The sequence below is a fragment of the Micromonospora globosa genome (assembly GCF_000717585.1).
In the GTDB taxonomy this organism is placed as follows: Bacteria; Actinomycetota; Actinomycetes; order Mycobacteriales; family Micromonosporaceae; genus Micromonospora; species Micromonospora aurantiaca.
This window is the reverse complement of the sequence record NZ_JNZR01000002.1, coordinates 357590-375772: the sequence shown is the minus strand read 5'-3', so window position 1 is coordinate 375772 and position 18183 is coordinate 357590. Positions and strand designations below refer to the sequence as shown.

7 protein-coding genes are annotated in these 18183 nt (G+C 74.6%); 1 reads left to right on the top strand and 6 read right to left on the bottom strand.

What is annotated here, in order from left to right; all coding sequences use genetic code 11:
• Positions 1-27: 27 nt before the first annotated feature.
• The gene (locus IF06_RS0104110; RefSeq protein WP_013285953.1) at positions 28-1242 is read left to right on the top strand and encodes a hypothetical protein; all 1215 of its coding nucleotides are present in this window, start codon (positions 28-30) and stop codon (positions 1240-1242) included.
• On the opposite strand, the gene IF06_RS0104105 is transcribed toward IF06_RS0104110, so the two are convergent.
• From IF06_RS0104105 to IF06_RS0104080, 6 genes are all read right to left on the bottom strand, one after another.
• Entirely contained in the window at positions 1188-2837 is a 1650-nt protein-coding gene (locus tag IF06_RS0104105) for a DUF885 domain-containing protein (protein WP_052166124.1), read from the bottom strand. The genes IF06_RS0104110 and IF06_RS0104105 overlap by 55 nt on opposite strands.
• Positions 2838-2931: 94 nt before the next feature.
• Positions 2932-8418, bottom strand: a complete 5487-nt coding sequence (locus IF06_RS0104100) for a non-ribosomal peptide synthetase/MFS transporter (RefSeq protein WP_030269097.1) — start codon at positions 8416-8418, stop codon at positions 2932-2934.
• The gene (locus IF06_RS0104095; RefSeq protein ID WP_030269095.1) at positions 8418-11537 is read right to left on the bottom strand and encodes a non-ribosomal peptide synthetase; all 3120 of its coding nucleotides are present in this window, start codon (positions 11535-11537) and stop codon (positions 8418-8420) included. Before IF06_RS0104095 ends, IF06_RS0104100 begins: the two co-directional genes overlap by 1 nt.
• Positions 11534-11722 carry an MbtH family protein gene (locus tag IF06_RS0104090; RefSeq protein ID WP_013477061.1) on the bottom strand — a complete coding sequence of 63 codons (189 nt, stop codon included), beginning with the start codon at positions 11720-11722 and terminating at the stop codon, positions 11534-11536. The genes IF06_RS0104095 and IF06_RS0104090 overlap by 4 nt, the downstream gene beginning before the upstream one ends.
• A gap of 1 nt (position 11723) precedes the next feature.
• Positions 11724-12677 carry a TauD/TfdA family dioxygenase gene (locus IF06_RS0104085; RefSeq protein ID WP_013285949.1) on the bottom strand — a complete coding sequence of 318 codons (954 nt, stop codon included), beginning with the start codon at positions 12675-12677 and terminating at the stop codon, positions 11724-11726.
• A 32-nt stretch (positions 12678-12709) separates the two neighbouring features.
• Entirely contained in the window at positions 12710-18160 is a 5451-nt protein-coding gene (locus IF06_RS0104080; protein ID WP_030269092.1) for a type I polyketide synthase, read from the bottom strand.
• Positions 18161-18183: the final 23 nt, after the last annotated feature.

The following is an 18183-nucleotide window of genomic DNA, read 5'->3' as shown; positions in this document are numbered from 1 at the left end:
GGGCGCGGCGGCGGGCAGAGTGGAGCCGTGACTCCTCTGCGCGCACCCCTGGCCCGTTACGCCGATCGGCTGCATCGCGCCGCCGGTGACACCCACCACGTCGCCTCCCCGCTGGGCGCCTGGCTGCTGCTGGCGCTGGCCGGCCCGGCCGCCACCGGCGACGCCCGCGCGGCGCTGACCGAGGCGCTCGACGCCGACCCGGACGACGCCGCCGCCGAGGCCCGGGCGCTGCTCGCCGCGCCGCACCCGATGGTCGCCGCCGCCACCGCGCTGTGGGAGCGCACCCCGGCCGACGAGCTGGCCGCGTGGCGGGCCGCCCTGCCGGAGAACACCGAACGCGGTCCGCTGCCGGACCAGGCGGCGCTGGACGCCTGGGCCCGGGAGCGTACCGGCGGGCTGATCGACCGCTTCCCGGTCGACGTCGCCCCGGACACCCTGCTGGTCCTGGCCAGCGCGCTCGCGACCCGGGTGTCGTGGGCCGACCCGTTCGACACGGCCCCGGGCACGGATCTGGGCGCGGGCAGCGCCTGGGCCGGGCGGCTGAGCCGGGTGCTGCGGACACCGCCGTTCGGGCACCGCTGCTGGGTGGCGGCCACCGACCGGGCCGGTGACGTGGCGGTGCACGCGGTGCCGGCCCGCACCGGCGACGACGGCGCGGGGATGCTCGTGGTGTCGGTGGCCGCCGCGCCCGAGGTGCCCGCGGCCGACGTGCTGGCCGCCGCGCAGGAGCTGGCGAGCGCCGCCGCGCTCATCCCGGACTCCGTGCCGGGCCGCCTGTCACTGTTCGACCTGCCGCTGGGCGAGACGCCGCTGTGGACGCTGCGGGAGAAGCCGGTCAACACGTTCGCCCCGGACGGCCGGGAGGAACGCGCCACGGCGGTGCTGCCCTGCTGGTCGGCGCGCAGCCGGCACGACCTGACCGCACCCGGGTTCGGCTTCGACGCGGCGGCCCGGGCGCTCGGCGAGCTGCTGGGCCTGGCCGGGCCGGGGTTCGACGCAGCGCAGTCCGCGGTGGCCCGGTTCGGGCGCTACGGTTTCGAGGCCGCCGCGGTGACCGCGTTCGGCATGGTGGCCGGCCTGCCGCCCGAGGGTGTCGCCCGCGTCGCCGAGCTGCGGTTCGGTCACCCGTACGCGGTGGTCGCGGTGACCACCGACCCGGCCGGTGGGCCGTGGCACGCGCTGCCTGTCTACTCCGCCTGGGTGGCCGACCCGGAGGAGCTGCCCGCCGACGAGGCCGGATAGGCGGCGAGCGCGCTCGTGAGCTGGTCCAGTCCCAGCGAGCCGAGTTCCAGCGCCCGGTTGTGGAACGCGCGCCGGTCGCCGGGGAACACCGCGCGGCCGTCCCGCCACACCCGCTCCCCCACCTTGTAGGTCAGCGCCTGCCCGGGCCGGCCCAGGTAGCGGGCCAGTTCCAGTGGCGCGTACGGGCCCTGGTGGCAGCGCTCGCGCAGCAGGTCCAGCGCGGCGTCCGGCGTCCACCGCGCGCCGCCGCCGGAGGGCATCGGCAGCTTCAGGTGCAGGCCGATGTCGAGCACCACCCGGGCCGCCCGCAGCAACTGCATGAACAGGTGTCCCAGCCGGGCGCCCGGCTGCTCGTAGAGTCCCAGCTCGTCCATGAACCGCTCGGCGTACAGGGCCCAGCCCTCCTGGGCGCCGGAGAGCCCGCCGAGCAGGTTCAGCCGCTGACCGGGGCCGCCCCGGCACGCCTCCGAGCCGAGGTGCAGGTGGTGGCCGGGGACGCCCTCGTGGTACACGGTGCTGTACGCCCACCAGGTGGAGAAGTGCTCCCGGCCCTCGGGCAGCAGCCACGAGACCCGGCCCGGCCGGGTCAGGTCCCGCGACGGCCCGATGTAGGCGGTGCCGCCCGACGTGGTGACCCGTGACTCGATGCGCCGCAGCGGCGCCGGGATGTCGAAGTGCGTGCCGTGCATCCGCTCGGTGGTGGCCTCCAGCAGCTCCTGGAGCCAGGCGGCGAACGCGTCCCGGCCGCGCAGGACGCCGGGCGCGTCGGGACGGTCGAGCCGGTCCCGCACCTCGGGCACGGTGCCGCCCAGGGTTCTCGCCTCGGCGACCAGTTCCGCCTCGATCGCGGTGAACTCGTCCCAGCCCCACGCGTACAGCTCGCGCAGGTCCGGTTCCGCGCCGAGGAAGGCCCGCACCCAGAGGGCGTACCGCGCCGGGCCGAAGGCCTCGTCGTCGTGCGCCCGGGGCGCGAGGTCCGCGGTGAGCGTCGCGGCGAATCTCCGGTACGCCTCCCGCGAGCCCTCGACCGCCGCCTGCAACGAGGCGCGCTGCGGGCCGTCGCCGTACCGCTCCACCAGGGCGATGTCGTCGTCGATCCAGGCGCGGCAGCGCTGCGTCACCAGCTCCACCTGACGCCGGGCCGGCAGATGACCGCGCGCTGCGGCGAGCACGAGGCTCCGGGCGTACCCGTCGAGTGCGGCCGGGATCGCGGCCTGGCGCGCGCCGACGCGGGCCCAGCCGTCCTCGGAGGCCGCGTGCCCGGCGTCGCGGCCCGGTACGGCGGACTCGACGCACTGCCGGATGAGCTGGAGCGGGCCGGTGGCCGCGGCGTGCAGTTCCCGCAGGTCCTCCCCGGCGTCGTGGAAGGCGATCCGGGCGCGCAGCCGTTCGGCGAGGTGGGCGTACAGCGGGGTCGCGGGCAGCGCCTCGATCCGGCGCAGGGCGCGGGCGGCGAGGTCGGCGCGGGCCTGGTGACCGTCCGGGCTGTAGTCGGTGAGGCCGTCGGCGTCCTGCTCACCGGCCTCGACCACTGCGGCGCACGGATCGAGGCGCCCCATCTCCCGCAACAGCGCGTCGGTGACGTCCTCGCTCATCGCACCGATGCTAGCCCCGGTGATCAAGGAGTTCGCGCCGGCCGGAAGCCCGGAACCGACGCGAATTCCTTGATCAACCTGATGGGAGGCGGGGTCAGACCGAGACGAGTTCCTTCTTCTCGGCCTTGGCGGCCAGGCGCTTCTCACGCTCCTGGGCGCCGATCAGGTCGTCCGGCAGGGAGTCCTCCACCTCCAGGTCGAACCGGCGCAGCAGCCGGATCGCGAACCCGCCCAGCGTGATGAGGATCAGCGCCGCGCCGAAGCAGATGTACGCGAAACCGATGCCCCGGCCCGGTCCGGTGCCGATCACCGCGCCCACCGAACCGGCCAGCGCCCCACCGGGTGCGAGCATCGGCTCGAACAGCGCGGTGGCGCCGGGCGCGAGCAGCGCGAACCCGATCGGCAGCGTCGACCAGGAGATGGTCTGGTTGAGGCTGAACACCCGGCCGTGGAAGCGCTGCGGCACCTTCACCTGGACGATCGTCGCGTAGATCGACTGCGCGGTGGTCATCGACATGGCCAGCCAGCAGAAGCCGACGCAGATCATCGCCACCGACGCGTCCAGGCCGATCAGCACGCAGCCGATCGCGGTGCCCAGGTTGCCGATCAGCACGCCGATCATCCGGCGCTTGCGCGGACCGCCCCACAGCGACATCAGCACGCCGCCGAGCACCGCGCCGACCGCCTCGGCCAGCGCCACCTGCGCCACCTGGGTCGGGCTGCCGAACGACAGCACCAGCGGCGTGATGAGCACCAGCGCGGGCGCCAGGAAGATGTTGCCCAGCGCGAAGTAGCCGAGCATCAGCCGGAACCCGCGGTGCCGCCACGAGTAGCGCATGCCGTTGGCGATGGCCACCAGCAGCCGTTCCCGGGGCCGCCAGCCCAGCGCGTCCGGGAAGCGGACCACGGCGAGGGTGAGCACCGCGAACACGTAGCTGGCCACGTCGACCAGCAGGATGCCCTTCAGCTCGATGGTGGCGAGCAGGCCGGCCGCGAACGCCGGCATGAGCAGCGTGGCCACACCGGTGGACAGCTGGGTGATGCCCATGGCGTGCCCGAGGTAGCGCTTGGGCACCAGCTGCGGCACCGCCGACTGGAACGCGATCCGCTGGAACGAACCGGCCACCGAACTGAGCGCCACCAGCATGTAGATGTGCCAGAGCACCAGGTTGTCGGTCCACAACAGGGCCGCCAGCACGAGCTGGACGGACCCGGCGAAGCAGCTCGCCGTCATCATGATCCGGCGCCGGCTGACCCGGTCGACAAGCGCGCCGGCCACCGGCAGCATGAGCACGCCGCAGATCAGCGCGAGCGCCCAGAGCAGGCCGAGGTTCGCCACCGAGCCGGTGCGGTTGAACAGCCAGATCGGCAGCGCGAACGCGGTCAGCGCGGAACCGGTGCTGGAGATGAGCTGACCGGTCGTGATGGCCATGAACCGGCCCATGCTCGGCTTGACCGTCTTGGTGGGCTTGCGGTCCTCGCCCACCCGCAGCGTGTCGGCCACCACCCAGCCGGCGTCCTCACCCCGGGCCTCCGGCGTCAGCGCGCTGACGTCACCGGCGACCACCGCCGGGTGCACCTGCGTGACGATCTCGGCCAGTTCCTCGGCGCGGTACTTGAGGAAGAAGTGCCCGGCCTGGTCGAGGACGACGAGGCCGAGCGTGTCGCTGAGGAACTGCCACTCGGCGTACCGCTCGCGGTAGTAGTCGGTCACCGGGTCCTCGGAGCCGACCACCGAGATGATCGGCGTCCGGAGCTTCGCCGCCTGCTGGTCCAGCAGCCGGGTGAAGTACTCCTCCGAGGCGCGGGAGTCGGCCCGCATGTTGCTGATGATCCGGTCGGCCTGCTCCGGGTCCAGCTCGTCGGTGTCCACACCCATCGACTTGAGCCAGCTCGCGGAGTGCCTGTTGCTGCTGAGCCGCTCGAGGCGGTCGCGGAGCGCCGCGATCACGCCCTTCGGGCGGGCGAACGGGAACATGGCGCCGATGTAGACGGCCTCCAGCTCCCGGCCGGCCGCCTCGACCTTGCGGGCCACGTCGGCGAGGATGGCGCTGCCCACGCCGCAGTGGCCGTACAGGGCGATCGGCCCCTCGACCCGCTCCAGGATCTCGTCGGCCACCCGGCTGGTCAGCTCGTCGAACGGCAGCGCGTCCTCGCTCAGACCCACGTCGTGGCCGGGGATCGCCAGCGACCACAGCCCGTACCCGGCCGGCAGCGCGTCGGCCAGCGGCTGGTAGACGATGGCGCTGCCGCCGCCGTACGGGACGCAGACGTACGTCAGCACCCGCTTACCCGCCGGGATCGGCTTGGTCAGCTCGTAGAGCAGCCGGCGTGGCCCTTCCTGCGCGGCGTCGCCGGAGATGAACGCGGCGAGGTCGCGGATGGTGCGCTGCTGGAACAGGTCCATCACGCCGACCGCCCGGCCGCCCAGCTCCGCCTTGCGGATCTTGGCGACGACCTGGGTGGCGAGCATCGAGTGCCCGCCCAGGTCGAAGAAGTCGTCGTCGATGCCGAGCGTGTCCACGCCCAGCACCTCGGACCAGATCGCGGCGAGCGCCCGCTCGGTGTCGTCGCGCGGCTCCACGAGCGCCACCGACGCCTCGCGGGTGACCACCGGCGCGGGCAGCGCCTTGCGGTCCAGCTTGCCGTTGGGGGTCAGCGGCAGCGCGTCGAGCGTGACGAACGCGGCTGGCACCATGTACTCGGGCAGCGTGTCCTTCAGCGCCGCCTTCAGCGCGGCGTGCTCGGCCTCCCCGACCAGGTACGCGGTGAGCCGCTTGTCGCCCGGGCTGTCCTCGCGGACGATCACCGTCGCCTCGGTGACGCCCGGCTGATCGCGCAGCGCGCTCTCGATCTCGCCCAGCTCGATGCGCAGACCGCGCAGCTTGACCTGGTGGTCGATGCGGCCCAGGAACTCGATCACCCCGGCGCCGTCCGGGCCGACGACCCAGCGGGCCAGGTCGCCGGTGCGGTAGAGACGGGCGCCCGGCTCGGCGGAGAACGGGTCGGGGACGAACTTCTCCGCCGTCAGCGCGGGTCGGCGGTGGTAGCCGCGGGCCAGCCCGGCACCGCCGATGTGCAGCTCACCGGCCACCCCGACCGGGCACTGCGCACCGGACGGGTCGAGCACGTGCAGCCGCAGGTTGGCGATCGGCGCGCCGATCGGCACGCTGGACACCTGCGCGAGCCGGTCCGGCTCGCACGCCCAGGCGGTCACGTCGATGGCCGCCTCGGTCGGGCCGTACAGGTTGTGCAGGCCGCACCAGGGCAGCCGGGCGGTGAAGTCGGTGGCCGAGGCCAGCGGCAGCTCCTCACCGGAGCAGATCACCCGGCGCAGCGCGGTGGCCGCCTCCACGCCGTCCTCGGCGAGGAAGACGGTCAGCATCGACGGGACGAAGTGGGCGGTGGTGATCCGCTCGGACACCAGCAGGTCGCGCAGGTAACCGGCGTCCTTGTGGCCGCCGGGCTTGGCCAGCACCAGGCGGGCGCCGGTGCGCAGCGGCCAGAAGAACTCCCACACCGACACGTCGAAGCTGGCCGGGGTCTTCTGGAGCACCGCGTCGTCGGCGCCGAGGCCGTACGTCTTCTGCATCCAGTCGAGCCGGTTGACGATGCCCCGGTGTGTGTTCGGCACGCCCTTCGGGCGGCCGGTGGACCCGGAGGTGTAGATGACGTACGCCAGGTTCTCCGGCCCGGCGGCCGGTGCCGGGTCGGTGTCGGGCCGGTCGGCCCAGACCGTGGCGTCGTCGAGTTCGAGCACCGTGGCGCCGGTGTCGGGCAGCACGTCGCGCAGGTGCGACTGAACGAGCACCACAGGCGCGTCCGCGTCGCCGACCATGAACGCGAGCCGGTCGGCCGGGTACTCCGGGTCCAGCGGCAGGTACGCGCCGCCGGCCTTGAGCACGCCGAGCAGGCCGGCGACCAGTTCCACCGACCGTTCCGCGCAGACGCCGACCAGGGTCTCCGGGCCGACACCGGCCGCGCGCAGCCGGTGCGCGACGCGGTTGGCCTGCGCGTTCAGCTCGGCGTACGTGCGGCTGTGCCCGTCGATGGTGACCGCGACCGCGTCCGGGGTGGCCGCGGCGCGCTCCTCGATCGGGCCGTGCAGCGTCTCGGTGCGCGGGAAGTCGGCTGTGGTGTCGTTCCAGGCGGCCAGCAGGTCCCGCTCGGCGGCGGGCAGCAGCGGCAGCCGGGACACCGGGGTGTCCGGCGCGGCGACGACGGCGTCCAGCAGCGCGGTCCACCGCTGCGCCATGCGCTCCACTGTGGCCCGGTCGAACAGGTCGGTGTTGAAGACCAGCTTGCCCCAGAGCCCGTCGACGGTCTCCACCGCGTGCAGCTCGAAGTCGAACCGGGTGGCCTGCAACTCCATCGGGGTCCAGGAGAACGTGACGTCGTCGGTGCGGGACACGCCGCGGAAGCGGCCCATCTCGTAGTTCTGGAGCACGAACATGGTCTGGAACACCGGGGAGCGGCTGACGTCGCGCGGCAGGCCCAGCTCGTGGACCACCTTGGCGAACGGCACCTCGGCGTGCTCGAACCCGTCGAGCACGGTACGGCGGGTGCGCTCCAGCAGCTCGGCGAACGTCGGGTCGTCGGCCAGGTCGGCGCGCAGCGGCAGCATGTTGATGAACATGCCGACGACGTTCTCCAGCTCCGGCGCGGACCGGCCGGCCACCGACGCGCCGATGGCGAAGTCGTCCTGGCCGGCGTGCCGGGCCAGCAGCACCTGGTACGCGGCGAGCAGCGTCATGAACAGGGTGCCGCCGCTGTCCCGGGTGAGCGCGTTGAGCGCCTCGGTGGCGGACGGGTCGAGCTGGAACTCGACGAAGTCACCCCGGTAGGTCTGGGTGGCCGGGCGGGGCCGGTCCAGCGGCAGTTCCAGCGGGGTGATGCCGGCCAGCCGCTGCTTCCAGTAGTCGACGTGCGCCCGGGCCTGCGGGCCGTCCAGCTCCTGGGCCTCCCAGACGGCGAAGTCGCCGTACTGGATCGGCAGGGCGGGCGGCTCGCCGCCCCGGTAGAGCGTGATCAGGTCGCGCAGCAGCACGTCCACCGACCAGCCGTCGCCGACGATGTGGTGCTGGGCGAGGAACAGCACGTGGTCGTCGGCGGTCAGCCGGATCAGCAGGGCCCGCAGCAGCGGCCCGTTGGCCAGATCGAACGGCTCGGCCGCCGCCGCGTCGACGAGCGCCTGCGCGGCGGCCTCGTCGGGCGCCTCCACCACCGTGAGCGGCACGTCGGCGGTGTCCGCGACGACCACTGTGGGACGGCCGTCGGCGTCGGCCGGGAAGCGGGTGCGCTGCGACTCGTGCCGGTCGGCGAGCGCGGTCAGGGCGGCGCGCAGCGCGTCCACGTCGAGTGGCCCGCGTACCCGCAGCGGCACCGCGATGTGGTACGCCGCCTCGCCCGGGGCGAGCTGGTCCATGAACCAGACCCGCTCCTGGGCGTAGGACAGCGGCACCTCCGCGCCGGACGGGCGGGGGGTGATCCGGGCCGCGGGGGCGGTCTGGCGGGCGCGTAGCCGTCGGGCGATCAGCGCCTGCCGGGCCGCCTCGCGGGCCGGATCCTTCAGGTCGGTCATCAGTTGGTTCCCTCTTCCGCCGCGAGCAGCGCGGCGACCTCGGTGTCGGAGAGCCCGTCGATTTCGGCGGCGATCCGCTGTTCGATCTGGGCGGCCAGTTCCGCCACCACGGGGCTGCTGAACAGCGCCCGCATGGGCAGGTCGACGTCCACCTCGGCGCGGATCCGGGCCATCGCCCGCATGCCGCGCAGCGAGTTGCCACCGAGGGCGAAGAAGTCGTCCAGGGCACCGACCTTCTCCACCTGGAGGATCTCGGCGTACACCTCGGCGACCAGACCCTCGGCCTCGGTGCGGGGCGCGACGTAGCTGTCCTGGGCCTGCTCGGCCGCCGCCGGGGCGGGCAGCGCGGCGCGGTCCAGCTTGCCGTTGGGCGTGAGCGGCAGCGCGTCCAGCCGGACCAGAGCGGCCGGCACCAGGTGCGCGGGCAGTTCGCGGGCGAGTTCGGCACGGACCGAGTCCTCGTGGGCCGGGCCCACCAGGTAGCCGACGAGCGTCGGCTCACCGCCGTCGGTGCGGACCGCAGCGGCGGCGGCGCGCACGTCCGGGTGGGCCAGCAGCGCCGCCTCGACCTCGCCCAGCTCGATCCGCATGCCGCGCACCTTGACCTGGTCGTCGCGGCGGCCCAGGTAGTCCAGCGTGCCGTCGGCACGCCAGCGGGCCAGGTCGCCGGTGGCGTACATCCGGGCGCCGGGCGGGCCGTACGGGCAGGGCAGGAACCGCTCGGCGGTGAGGCCGGGCCGGTCGTGGTAGCCGCGGGCGAGCTGGGTGCCGGTGACGTACAGCTCCCCCACCACGCCCGGCGGCACCGGCCGAAGCGCGGCGTCGAGCAGCAGCGCCCGGGTGTTCCAGGTGGGCGTGCCGATCGGCACCGGACCGGCCGGGACCGGCTCGCCGGGGGCGATGCGGGCCGCGACGCAGCCCACTGTGGCCTCCGTCGGGCCGTACTCGTTGATCACCGCCACGTCGGGGTGCGCGGCCCGCCAGACGGCGAGCTGCTCCCCGGTCAGCGCCTCGCCGCCGATCACCAGGTCGACCGTCGGCGACAGCTCGCCGTCGAGCAGCGGCAGGTGGCTCGGCGTGACCTTGAGGAACGCCGGCCGGCCACCGGCGCGGGCGGCGGGCTCGTCGATCGCGGCGAGCCGTACCGTGCCGCCGGCGGTGAGCGTGCCGAGCAGACCGGTGACGGTCAGGTCGAACGACACCGGCGAGTGCAGCAGCGCCACCCCGGCCAGCCCCGGGTAGGTGGCGCGGGCCCAGGCCAGGTACGCGGTGACCGCCCGGTGCTCGACCACCACGCCCTTCGGACGGCCGGTGGAGCCGGAGGTGTGGAGCACGTACGCCGGGTGCTCCGGACGCAGCGGCGCGACCCGGTCGGCGTCGGTGAGGTCGTCGCCGGACTGGTCCGAGCCGACCTCGCCGTCGAGCACCAGCGCGTCGCCGGGCACCAGGCCGGCCGTGTCCGGCGCGGTCACCACCAGCGCGGGCGCGGCGTCCTCCACGAGGTACGCGATCCGGCCGGCCGGATACGCGGTGTCCACCGGCACGTACGCGGCGCCGGCCTTGAGCACCGCCAGCATCGCCACGACCAGATCGCAGGAGCGGGGCAGCGCCAGCGCGACCCGGGTCTCCGGGCCGGCGCCGCGCGCCACCAGCAGCCGGGCCAGCCGGTTCGCGGCGGTGTTCAGCTCGCCGTAGCCGAGCGTCACGCCGTCGCAGACCAGCGCCGCCGCGTCCGGGGTGGCGGCGGCCTGCCGCTGCACCTCGTCGACCACAGTGGTCGGCGGCACGTCGTGGGCGGTGTCGTTCCAGGCGCCGAGCACCCGGTCCCGCTCGGTGTCGGTGAGCAGCGGCAGCGCGCCGACCGTACGCTCCGGCTCGGCGACGGCGGCGGCGAGCAGCCGTACGTAGCGGCGGACCACGGTCTCGGCCGTGGCCCGGTCGAACAGCTCGGTGCGGTACACCAGGCGGCAGTCGCCGGTGGTGATGTCGAAGGCCAGGTCGTCCTTCGTCGTGCCCAGCTCGACCGGGTCGAGGCCGGAGTCCGGGATCCAGTTCAGCGCGGTCTGGAAGATCGGCTGCACCGACGGGTCACGCTGCGGGTCGACCGCCTCGACGATCTTCTGGAACGGTGTCTGCCCGTGCTCCATGGCGTCGATCAGGCCGTTGCGGACGCGGCCCAGCAGCGCCGCGAACGTCGGGTCGCCGGAGACGTCGCAGCGCAGCGCCACCGGGTTGACGAACATGCCGATCAGCGGCGTCAGCTCCGGGTTGTCCCGGCCCGCGGTGGAGACGCCGACCACCACGTCGGCGTCGCCGGAGATCCGCGACAGCAGCGCCGCGAAACCCGCCAGCAGCACCATGTACGGGGTGGCCTGCGCGCCGGTGGCCAGCGCGCCGATGCGGTCCAGCAGCCCGTCGGGCAGCGTGAAGCGCACCTCGTCACCGGCGAAGCCGAGCTGGGCCGGGCGGGGCCGGTCCAGCGGCAGGCCGGTGACCGGCGGCGCCCCGGCCAGGTGACCGGTCCAGAACGCGAGCTGCCGGTCCAGCTCCTCGCCGGTGAGCTGCTGGCGCTGCCAGACCGCGAAGTCCGCGTACTGGATGGGCAGCTCGGGCACGGCGGGCTCGGCGCCGGTGCGCGCGGCCTCGCAGAACGCGACCAGCTCGGCGTGGAGCAGCACCGCCGAGTGGCTGTCGAAGACGGCGTGGTGCACCACGAACGCCAGCGCCAGCCCCTCCTCCATCCGGATCAGCCGGGCCCGCCACAGCGGCGCCGCGTCCAGCGGGATCGGTGTGCGGGCCATCTCGCCGCGGATGCGCTCGAACCCGGCCCGCTGCTCACCGGCCGGCAGGTGGGTGATGTCGGTGACGGGCAGCGGCGCCGGCTCGTGGGCGCGCACGACCTGCACCAGCGCGCCGTCGTCGGTCCGCAGGTGGGTACGCAGCGCCTCGTGCCGGGCGATGACCCGGTTGACCACGTCGCCGGCCGTGTCCGCGTCCACGCCGGCCGGAAACAGCCACGGGAAGGACACGTTGAACACCGGCGACCCGGCGTCGAGCTGGTTGGCCATCCACACCCGCTCCTGGGCGTAGGAGGCCGGGAAGGTCCACTCCTGCGTCATGAGAGGGCCTCGCGCACCGAGCGGGGACGCATGTCGGTCCAGACCTCGTCGACGTGGGCCAGGCACTCCTCGCGGCTGCCGGCGAAGCCGGTGTCGTGCCAGCCGGCGGGCAGGTCCCGGTCGGCCGACCAGATCGAGTACTGCTCCTCGTCGTTGCGGACGACCAGGAATCGGGATTCGGCCATGTCAGTTCGCTCCTGCGTTCTCGGGGGTGTACGGCTCGGCCATCGCCACGGCGATCTTGCGGGGACCGGTGAACGGTTCCCGGCCGTGCGCGGCGGTCATGTTGTCCACCACCAGCACGTCGTCGCGCTGGTAGTCGAAGCGGACCGTCGCGGCCCGGTAGGCGGCGCGCAGGTGGTCCATGACGTCGGCGGGGATCTCGCCGCCGTCGCCGTAGTAGGTGTTCGACGGCAGCCCGTCGGCGCCGAACATGGCCAGCAGCCCCTCCTGGTAGTCGGCCGGCAGGGTGCTGAGGTGGAAGAAGGTGGCGTGGTTGAACCAGCGCGGGGTGTCCGAGCCGGGCCGGTGGTGCACCGCGTCGCGGACCGCGCGGGTACGCAGGCCGTCCTTGCCGACCCACTCCACTGTGATCCCGTTGTCAGCCGCGTACGCCTCGACCTCGGCGCGGCTCTCGGTGTTGAACACCTCCTGCCAGCGGGTGCCGAAGTCGCCGTGGAAGTTGCGCACCAGCATCCACCGGCGGCGGACGAACTCCTCGCGGACCGCCGGGTCGATCAGCTCGTACACCCGGCGCACGTCGGCCAGCGGCGTGGCGCCCTGGGTCTGCGGCGGCGTGACGCAGTAGAAGAACAGCGTCAGCGGCCAGCGCGCCTGGTACGAGTTCTCGTTGTGCAGGAAGATCTCCTCGTCCGGCGGGTAGTCGGTCGAGGTGTAGACCCGGCCCTTGATGGAGTGCCGGGGCGAGGAGCGCTCGGTGTAGGTCAGCGGCTCGCCGGCCAGTGCGCGGACGGCCTGGTCGAAGCCGTCCACGCCGCCCACGTCGAAGCCGCGGAACAGCAGCCCTCCGCTCGCGACGAGGGTGTCCCGCAGCTCGGCGCGCCGGGCCGTGATCAGGTCGGTCAGCGCCCGGCCGTCGCTCTCGACGACCACCGGCAGCGTCGTGGTTGTCTCGCTCATGGTGCGGTGTCTCCTGGTTCTGGTCGGGGGTGTCAGCCGCGGGGCAGCCGCGGGATGGCCGGGATCGCCGCCGGGGCGGCCGGTGCGTCGGCGGGCGCCTCGGCGCGCAGCTCCTCGATCCGGGCGGCCAGGCCGGCCACCGTGGGGGTCTCGAAGAGGCTGCGCATCGGCAGCCGTACGCCTGTCGCCTTGCGCATGGCGGCGATGAGCTGCACGGCCACCAGCGAGTTGCCGCCGAGGGCGAAGAAGTCGTCGTCCACGCCGACGTCGGTGACGCCGAGGCCGTCGCGCCACACCTGGGCGATCGTCTTCTCCAGCTCGGTGCCCGGCGCCGCCGAGCCGCCGCCGGTGACCCCGGCCGGGCCGGCCGGCGCGTCGGTCTCCTCGGCGAGGCTGTCGGTGGTGACCCGGGCCGCGCGGCGCCGGATGTCGGCGACGGTGCGGGTGGTGATCACCACCTGGGCGCCGAGACCGGCGGCGAGGCTGCGGCGGAACGCCTCCGCGCCGTCGACCGGGCGGATGTCCTCGGTGACCGGTGCCGCGGCGTCCGCGTCCGCCGCCGGGGCCTCGGCCAGGTTGCCGGTGACCGCCTCCTGGTCGACCCGGCGCAGCACGAAGTCGCTGATCGCGACCAGCTCCCGCCCGTCCGGGTCGCGCAGCGACAGGTCGGCGGCGACCACCTCGTCGGTGGCGGCGGGCCGGTGCCGCAGGTGACTGTGGAACGCCGCCGGCAGCGCGCCGCGCACCACGATCCGGCCGTACGACAGCGGCAGGTAGGTGCCGGAGCCCTGCCCGCGGCCGAACGCGGTGGCCACGTCCAGCAGCGCCGGGTGCATGCCCCAGGAGGGCAGGTCGCCGACCGCGGCGGCGGGTGCCTGCACCCGGGCCAGCTCCTCGCCGTCGGCGAGGTGGTGCTCGGCCAGCGCCGCCCAGCGCGGCCCGAACGTGAGCATGCTGGTGCGTCCCCGGCCGAACGAGGCGTCGTCGTCGACCCGCCGCCCGTTCACCGCGGGCACGGCGGCCGGCGGCGCCGCGTCGGTGGTCCACCCGGCGGTGCCGCGGACGTGGGTGCGCGCCTGGCCGGCGGCGAGGCTGGCGACGGCGAAGTCGGTGCCGTCCTCGGCCGGGGTCAGCTCGACCCGGTACTGGGCCACGGTGCCGTCCGGCACCGAGAACGGCTCCAGGAACACCACGTCCCGCAGCTCCACCGCGGCGTCCGGTCCCGGCGCGGGCAGCGCCGCGACCACCGCGGCGCGCACCGACTCCAGGTGGGCGGTGCCCGGCACCACCGGCACCCCGCCGATCCGGTGCTCGTCGAGCAGCCAGTGGGTGTCGGCCGAGACCAGGCCGTGCAGCACCGTGCCGTCCGGACCGGCCACCATCGTGGTGAGCACCGGGTGGGCGACCGCCGTGGTGACGGTGTCCCGCCCGGCGGCCCGGAACGCGGCAGGCGCGGCGGTCTCCACCGCCATGCCGACCTCGGCCCAGCCGCCCCAGTTCTGCGACACCACCGGCGCGCGGAACCCGGTGCCGGAGCGCGCGAAGGCGTCCAGGAAGTTGTTCGCGGCGCAGTAGTCGACCTGGCCGAACCCGCCGATCACCGCGGTGATCGAGGAGCAGAGCACGACGAAGTCCAGCGGCAGGTCGCCGAAGACCCGGGCCAGCGCCAGGGTGCCGGCCAGCTTCGGGGCCAGCACGCGCCGCGCCTCGTCGCGGTCCTTCACCTCGGCCATGCCACCGCCGGGCAGACCGGCGGCGTGCACGATGCCGTCCAGCCCGCCGAACCGGCGCTCCGCCTCGTCGCGGACCCGGCGCAGGTCGTCGGCGTCGGTGACGTCGGCGGCGAGCACCAGCACCTCGGCGCCCGCGGCCTCCATCCGGCGGATCGCCGCGATGGCCCGCCCGGCCCGGTCGGCGCCGCCGTGCACCGCGAGGTGCGCGTCCCACTCGTCCCGCTCGGGCAGCCCGGAACGGGCCAGCAGGACCAGCTTGGCGCGGACCCGGCGGGCGAAGTCCTCGGCGAGGGTGACGCCGATGCCGCCGAGACCGCCGGTGATCAGGTACCGGCCCTCCTCGCGCAGCACGCCCGGCTCGTCCTCGGCGGCAACTGTGACCTGCTCGTAGCCGGCCAGCCAGCGGCGGTCGCCGCGCAGCGCCACCTCCGGGTGCTCGGCGTCGACCGGGCTGCGCAGCTCGGCCACCAGGGCGGCCACGCCGCGCGCGGCCGGGTCGGTGTCGAGCAGCCGCACGGTCAGGCCGGGCAGCTCGGCCGGGAGCACCCGGGCCAGGCCGGCCAGCGTGGCGTGCTCCGGGCGGGTCAGGTCGTCGCCGCGTACGTCGCCGATGCCGGCGGTGACCAGGTCCAGGCGGACGCCCGCCTCGTCGGCCGTCACACCGGCGCCGGCCAGGGCCTGCACCAGGTGCAGCGCGCCGAAGAAGCCGCGCTCCTGCGCCGCCCAGGCGGCCGCCGCGTCGGTGCCGGCCGGCTCGCCGTCGAGCGCGAACGCGTGCACGATCCGCCGGGGCAGGTCGGCGCCGAGCGCGGCGACCAGTTCCTCGGCGTCGGCGCGTACGCCGGGGCGCAGCCGGAAGCCGTTCGCGGTGGCGGTGAACGCGTCGCCGGCGCGTACCTCGACCGGGTCGTCGCCGGCGGAGCGCAACGCGGCCACGAGCGCCTCGCCGCGCGGGCCGTCGGCCAGCACCAGGCAGCGGCCCAGCGGCTCGGCCGTGCGGACCGGCGGGGCCTGCCGCCACGCCGGCACCGCGAACCACTCCGGCAGCGGGCGGGGGCCGGTCTCGACGGGCGCCGCGGCCAGCTCCTGCTCCGGGTCCGGGTCGATCCAGTAGCGGCGCCGCTCGAACGGGTACGTGGGCAGCGGCACCCGCCGCGCGTGCGGGTCGGCCGGGACGCTCACCGGCACCCCGGCGCACCACAGCGCCCCGGCCGTGCCGAGCAGCGCGGCCACGTCACCGGTCTGCTCGCCGGGGCCGGGCAGGCTGCCCAGCGGGGTCAGCGCGCGCTGTGCCTCGCCGGCCTTGGCGATCTGCATCCGGGCCAGGTTGGCCAGCTGCCGGCCGGGGCCGCACTCGACGAGCGCCCAGGTGCCCTCGGCGAGCAGCGTGGCCACGCACGCGCCGAAGCGGACCGGGCGGCGCAGGTGCGCGGCCCAGTACGCCGGGTCGGTGGCCTGCGCCTCGGTGATCCAGGTGCCTGTCACGTTCGAGACGAACGGCACCGCCGGGGCGCGCAGCGGCACTGTGGCCATCAGCGCGGTGAACTCGTCCAGGATCGGGTCCGTCATCGGCGAGTGGAACGCGTGCGAGGTGCGCAGCAGCTTCGACTTGTTCTTGCCGCCGAGGCTCGCCGCGAACTCCTCCACGAGCGCCGTCTCACCGGCGACCACACAGGTGCCGGGGCCGTTGACCGTGGCCACCGACAGGCCCTCGGGCAGCTTGCCGGTCACCTCCGACTCGTCGAGCGTGACCGCCAGCATCGAGCCGGCGGGCAGGGAGTGCATGAGGCGGCCCCGGGCGGCCACCACGCGCAGCGCGTCGGCGAGGTCGAGCACCCCGGCGACCGTCGCGGCGACGTACTCGCCGATGGAGTGGCCGATCATCGCGGCCGGGGTCACACCGGCGGCCCGCCAGGCGGCGGCGAGGGCGTACTCGACTGTGAACAGGGCGGGCTGGGTGTAGCGGGTCTCGGTGAGCTTGTCCGCCGCCTCCGGGTCGCGGCCGAGGATCAGGTCGCGGATGTCCAGGCCCAGCTCGGGGCGGAGCAGTTCGGCGCACTCGTCGACGGCGGCGGCGTACGCGCTGTCCTGCCCGTACAGTTCGGCGCCCATCCCGGCGTACTGCGAGCCCTGGCCGCTGAACAGGAACGCCACCCGGGGCGCGGGGCCGTCGGCGACGCCCCGGTGGCCCTTGCGCCGCTCGCGCAGCGCGGCGGCGGCGGACGCCGGGTCACCGGCGACCACAGCGGCGCGGTGGGCGTACACCTGGCGGCCGACGCGCAGCGTGTGCGCCACGTCGGCGAGCGCCACGTCGCTGCCGCTCTCCAGGTGGTCGGCGAGCCGCCGCACGGCGGTGTCCAACGCGGTCGGCGTCTTCGCCGACACCTGGAGCAGGTGCGCCGGGCGGGCGGACGGCTCGTGCCGCCCCGCGGCCGGGGCCTCCTCCAGCACCACGTGGGCGTTGGTGCCGCCGATGCCGAAGGAGCTGACGCCGGCCCGGCGCGGTCCGCCGTCGGTGTCCCACTTGGTCAGCGTGTTTGCCACGTAGAACGGGGTGTCGGCGAAGTCGATGGCCGGGTTCGGCGTCTCGTAGTTGATGGTCGGCGGGATCAGCCCGTGCTCCATCGCCAGCACCGTCTTGATCACGCTGACGATGCCGGAGGGCTGGCTGAGGTGGCCGATGTTCGACTTCACCGAGCCGATGCCGCACCAGCCGCGCTCGTCGGTGTCCTTGGTGTAGACGGCGGACAGCGCGGCGACCTCGATCGGGTCGCCGAGCGCGGTGCCGGTGCCGTGCGCCTCCACATAGCTGATGCTGCGCGGGTCGACGCCGGCCAGCTCGACGGCCTGGGCGACGGCCTCCATCTGCCCGTCGATGCTGGGGGCGGTGAAGCCGACCTTCCCGGCGCCGTCGTTGTTGATCGCGTTGCCGAGCACGACCGCGCGGATGGTGTCGCCGTCGGCGATCGCGTCGGAGAGCCGCTTGAGCAGCGTCACGCCGACGCCGCTGCCCCACACCGTGCCGTTCGCTCCGGCGTCGAACGGCCGGCACCGCCCGTCCGGCGAGGTGAAGCCGTCCATGCCGAGGTAGCCGACGTGCGGCAGCTCGATGTTGACGCCGCCGGCCAGGGCCATGTCGCACTCGCCGTTGCGCAGCGCCTCGCAGGCCAGGTGGAACGCCACCAGCGAGGTGGAGCAGGCGGTGTGCACGGTCATGCTGGGCCCGCGCAGGTCCAGCCGGTACGACACGTTCGTGGCCACGTAGTTCGGCGAGTTGCCGGTGGCGAGCGAGACGGCGCCGTGCGGATTCCCCCCGACCCGCTTGTTGCGGAACACGTTGCGGTGCAGGTACGTGTTGCCGCCGGTGCCGGCGTACACGCCCACCGCGCCGTCGTAGCGGCCCGGGTCGTAGCCGGCGTCCTGCAACGCGGTGTAGCAGGTCTCCAGGAACAGCCGGTGCTGCGGGTCGGTGATCTCGGCCTCGCGGGCGGTCATCCCGAACAGGCCGGCGTCGAACTGGTCGTAGCCGTCCACCAGCGGGGCGCGGTTGACCCAGCCCGGGTCGTCGACCTCCTGCGGCTGGGCGCCGCGGGCGAGCTGCTCCTCGCGGGTCAGCTCGGTCGTCGACTCCACGCCGTCGACCAGGTTGCGCCAGAACTCGTCGACGTCGGCCGCGCCGGGGAGGCGGGCGGCGAGCCCGACGATGGCGATGGGCTCGACGCCGTCGTCGGCGGGAATGTCGTTCTGCATGGGAGTTCCTTCATTCACAAGGG

Bases quoted from the DNA above. Each gene is read 5' to 3' on its own strand.
- IF06_RS0104085 (WP_013285949.1), bottom strand. From the start codon at position 12,677: ATGAGCGAGACAACCACGACGCTGCCGGTGGTCGTCGAGAGCGACGGC.
- IF06_RS0104080 (WP_030269092.1), bottom strand. From the start codon at position 18,160: ATGCAGAACGACATTCCCGCCGACGACGGCGTCGAGCCCATCGCCATC.
- IF06_RS0104100 (WP_030269097.1), bottom strand. From the start codon at position 8,418: ATGACCGACCTGAAGGATCCGGCCCGCGAGGCGGCCCGGCAGGCGCTG.
- IF06_RS0104090 (WP_013477061.1), bottom strand. From the start codon at position 11,722: ATGGCCGAATCCCGATTCCTGGTCGTCCGCAACGACGAGGAGCAGTAC.
- IF06_RS0104095 (WP_030269095.1), bottom strand. From the start codon at position 11,537: ATGACGCAGGAGTGGACCTTCCCGGCCTCCTACGCCCAGGAGCGGGTG.
- IF06_RS0104105 (WP_052166124.1), bottom strand. From the start codon at position 2,837: ATGAGCGAGGACGTCACCGACGCGCTGTTGCGGGAGATGGGGCGCCTC.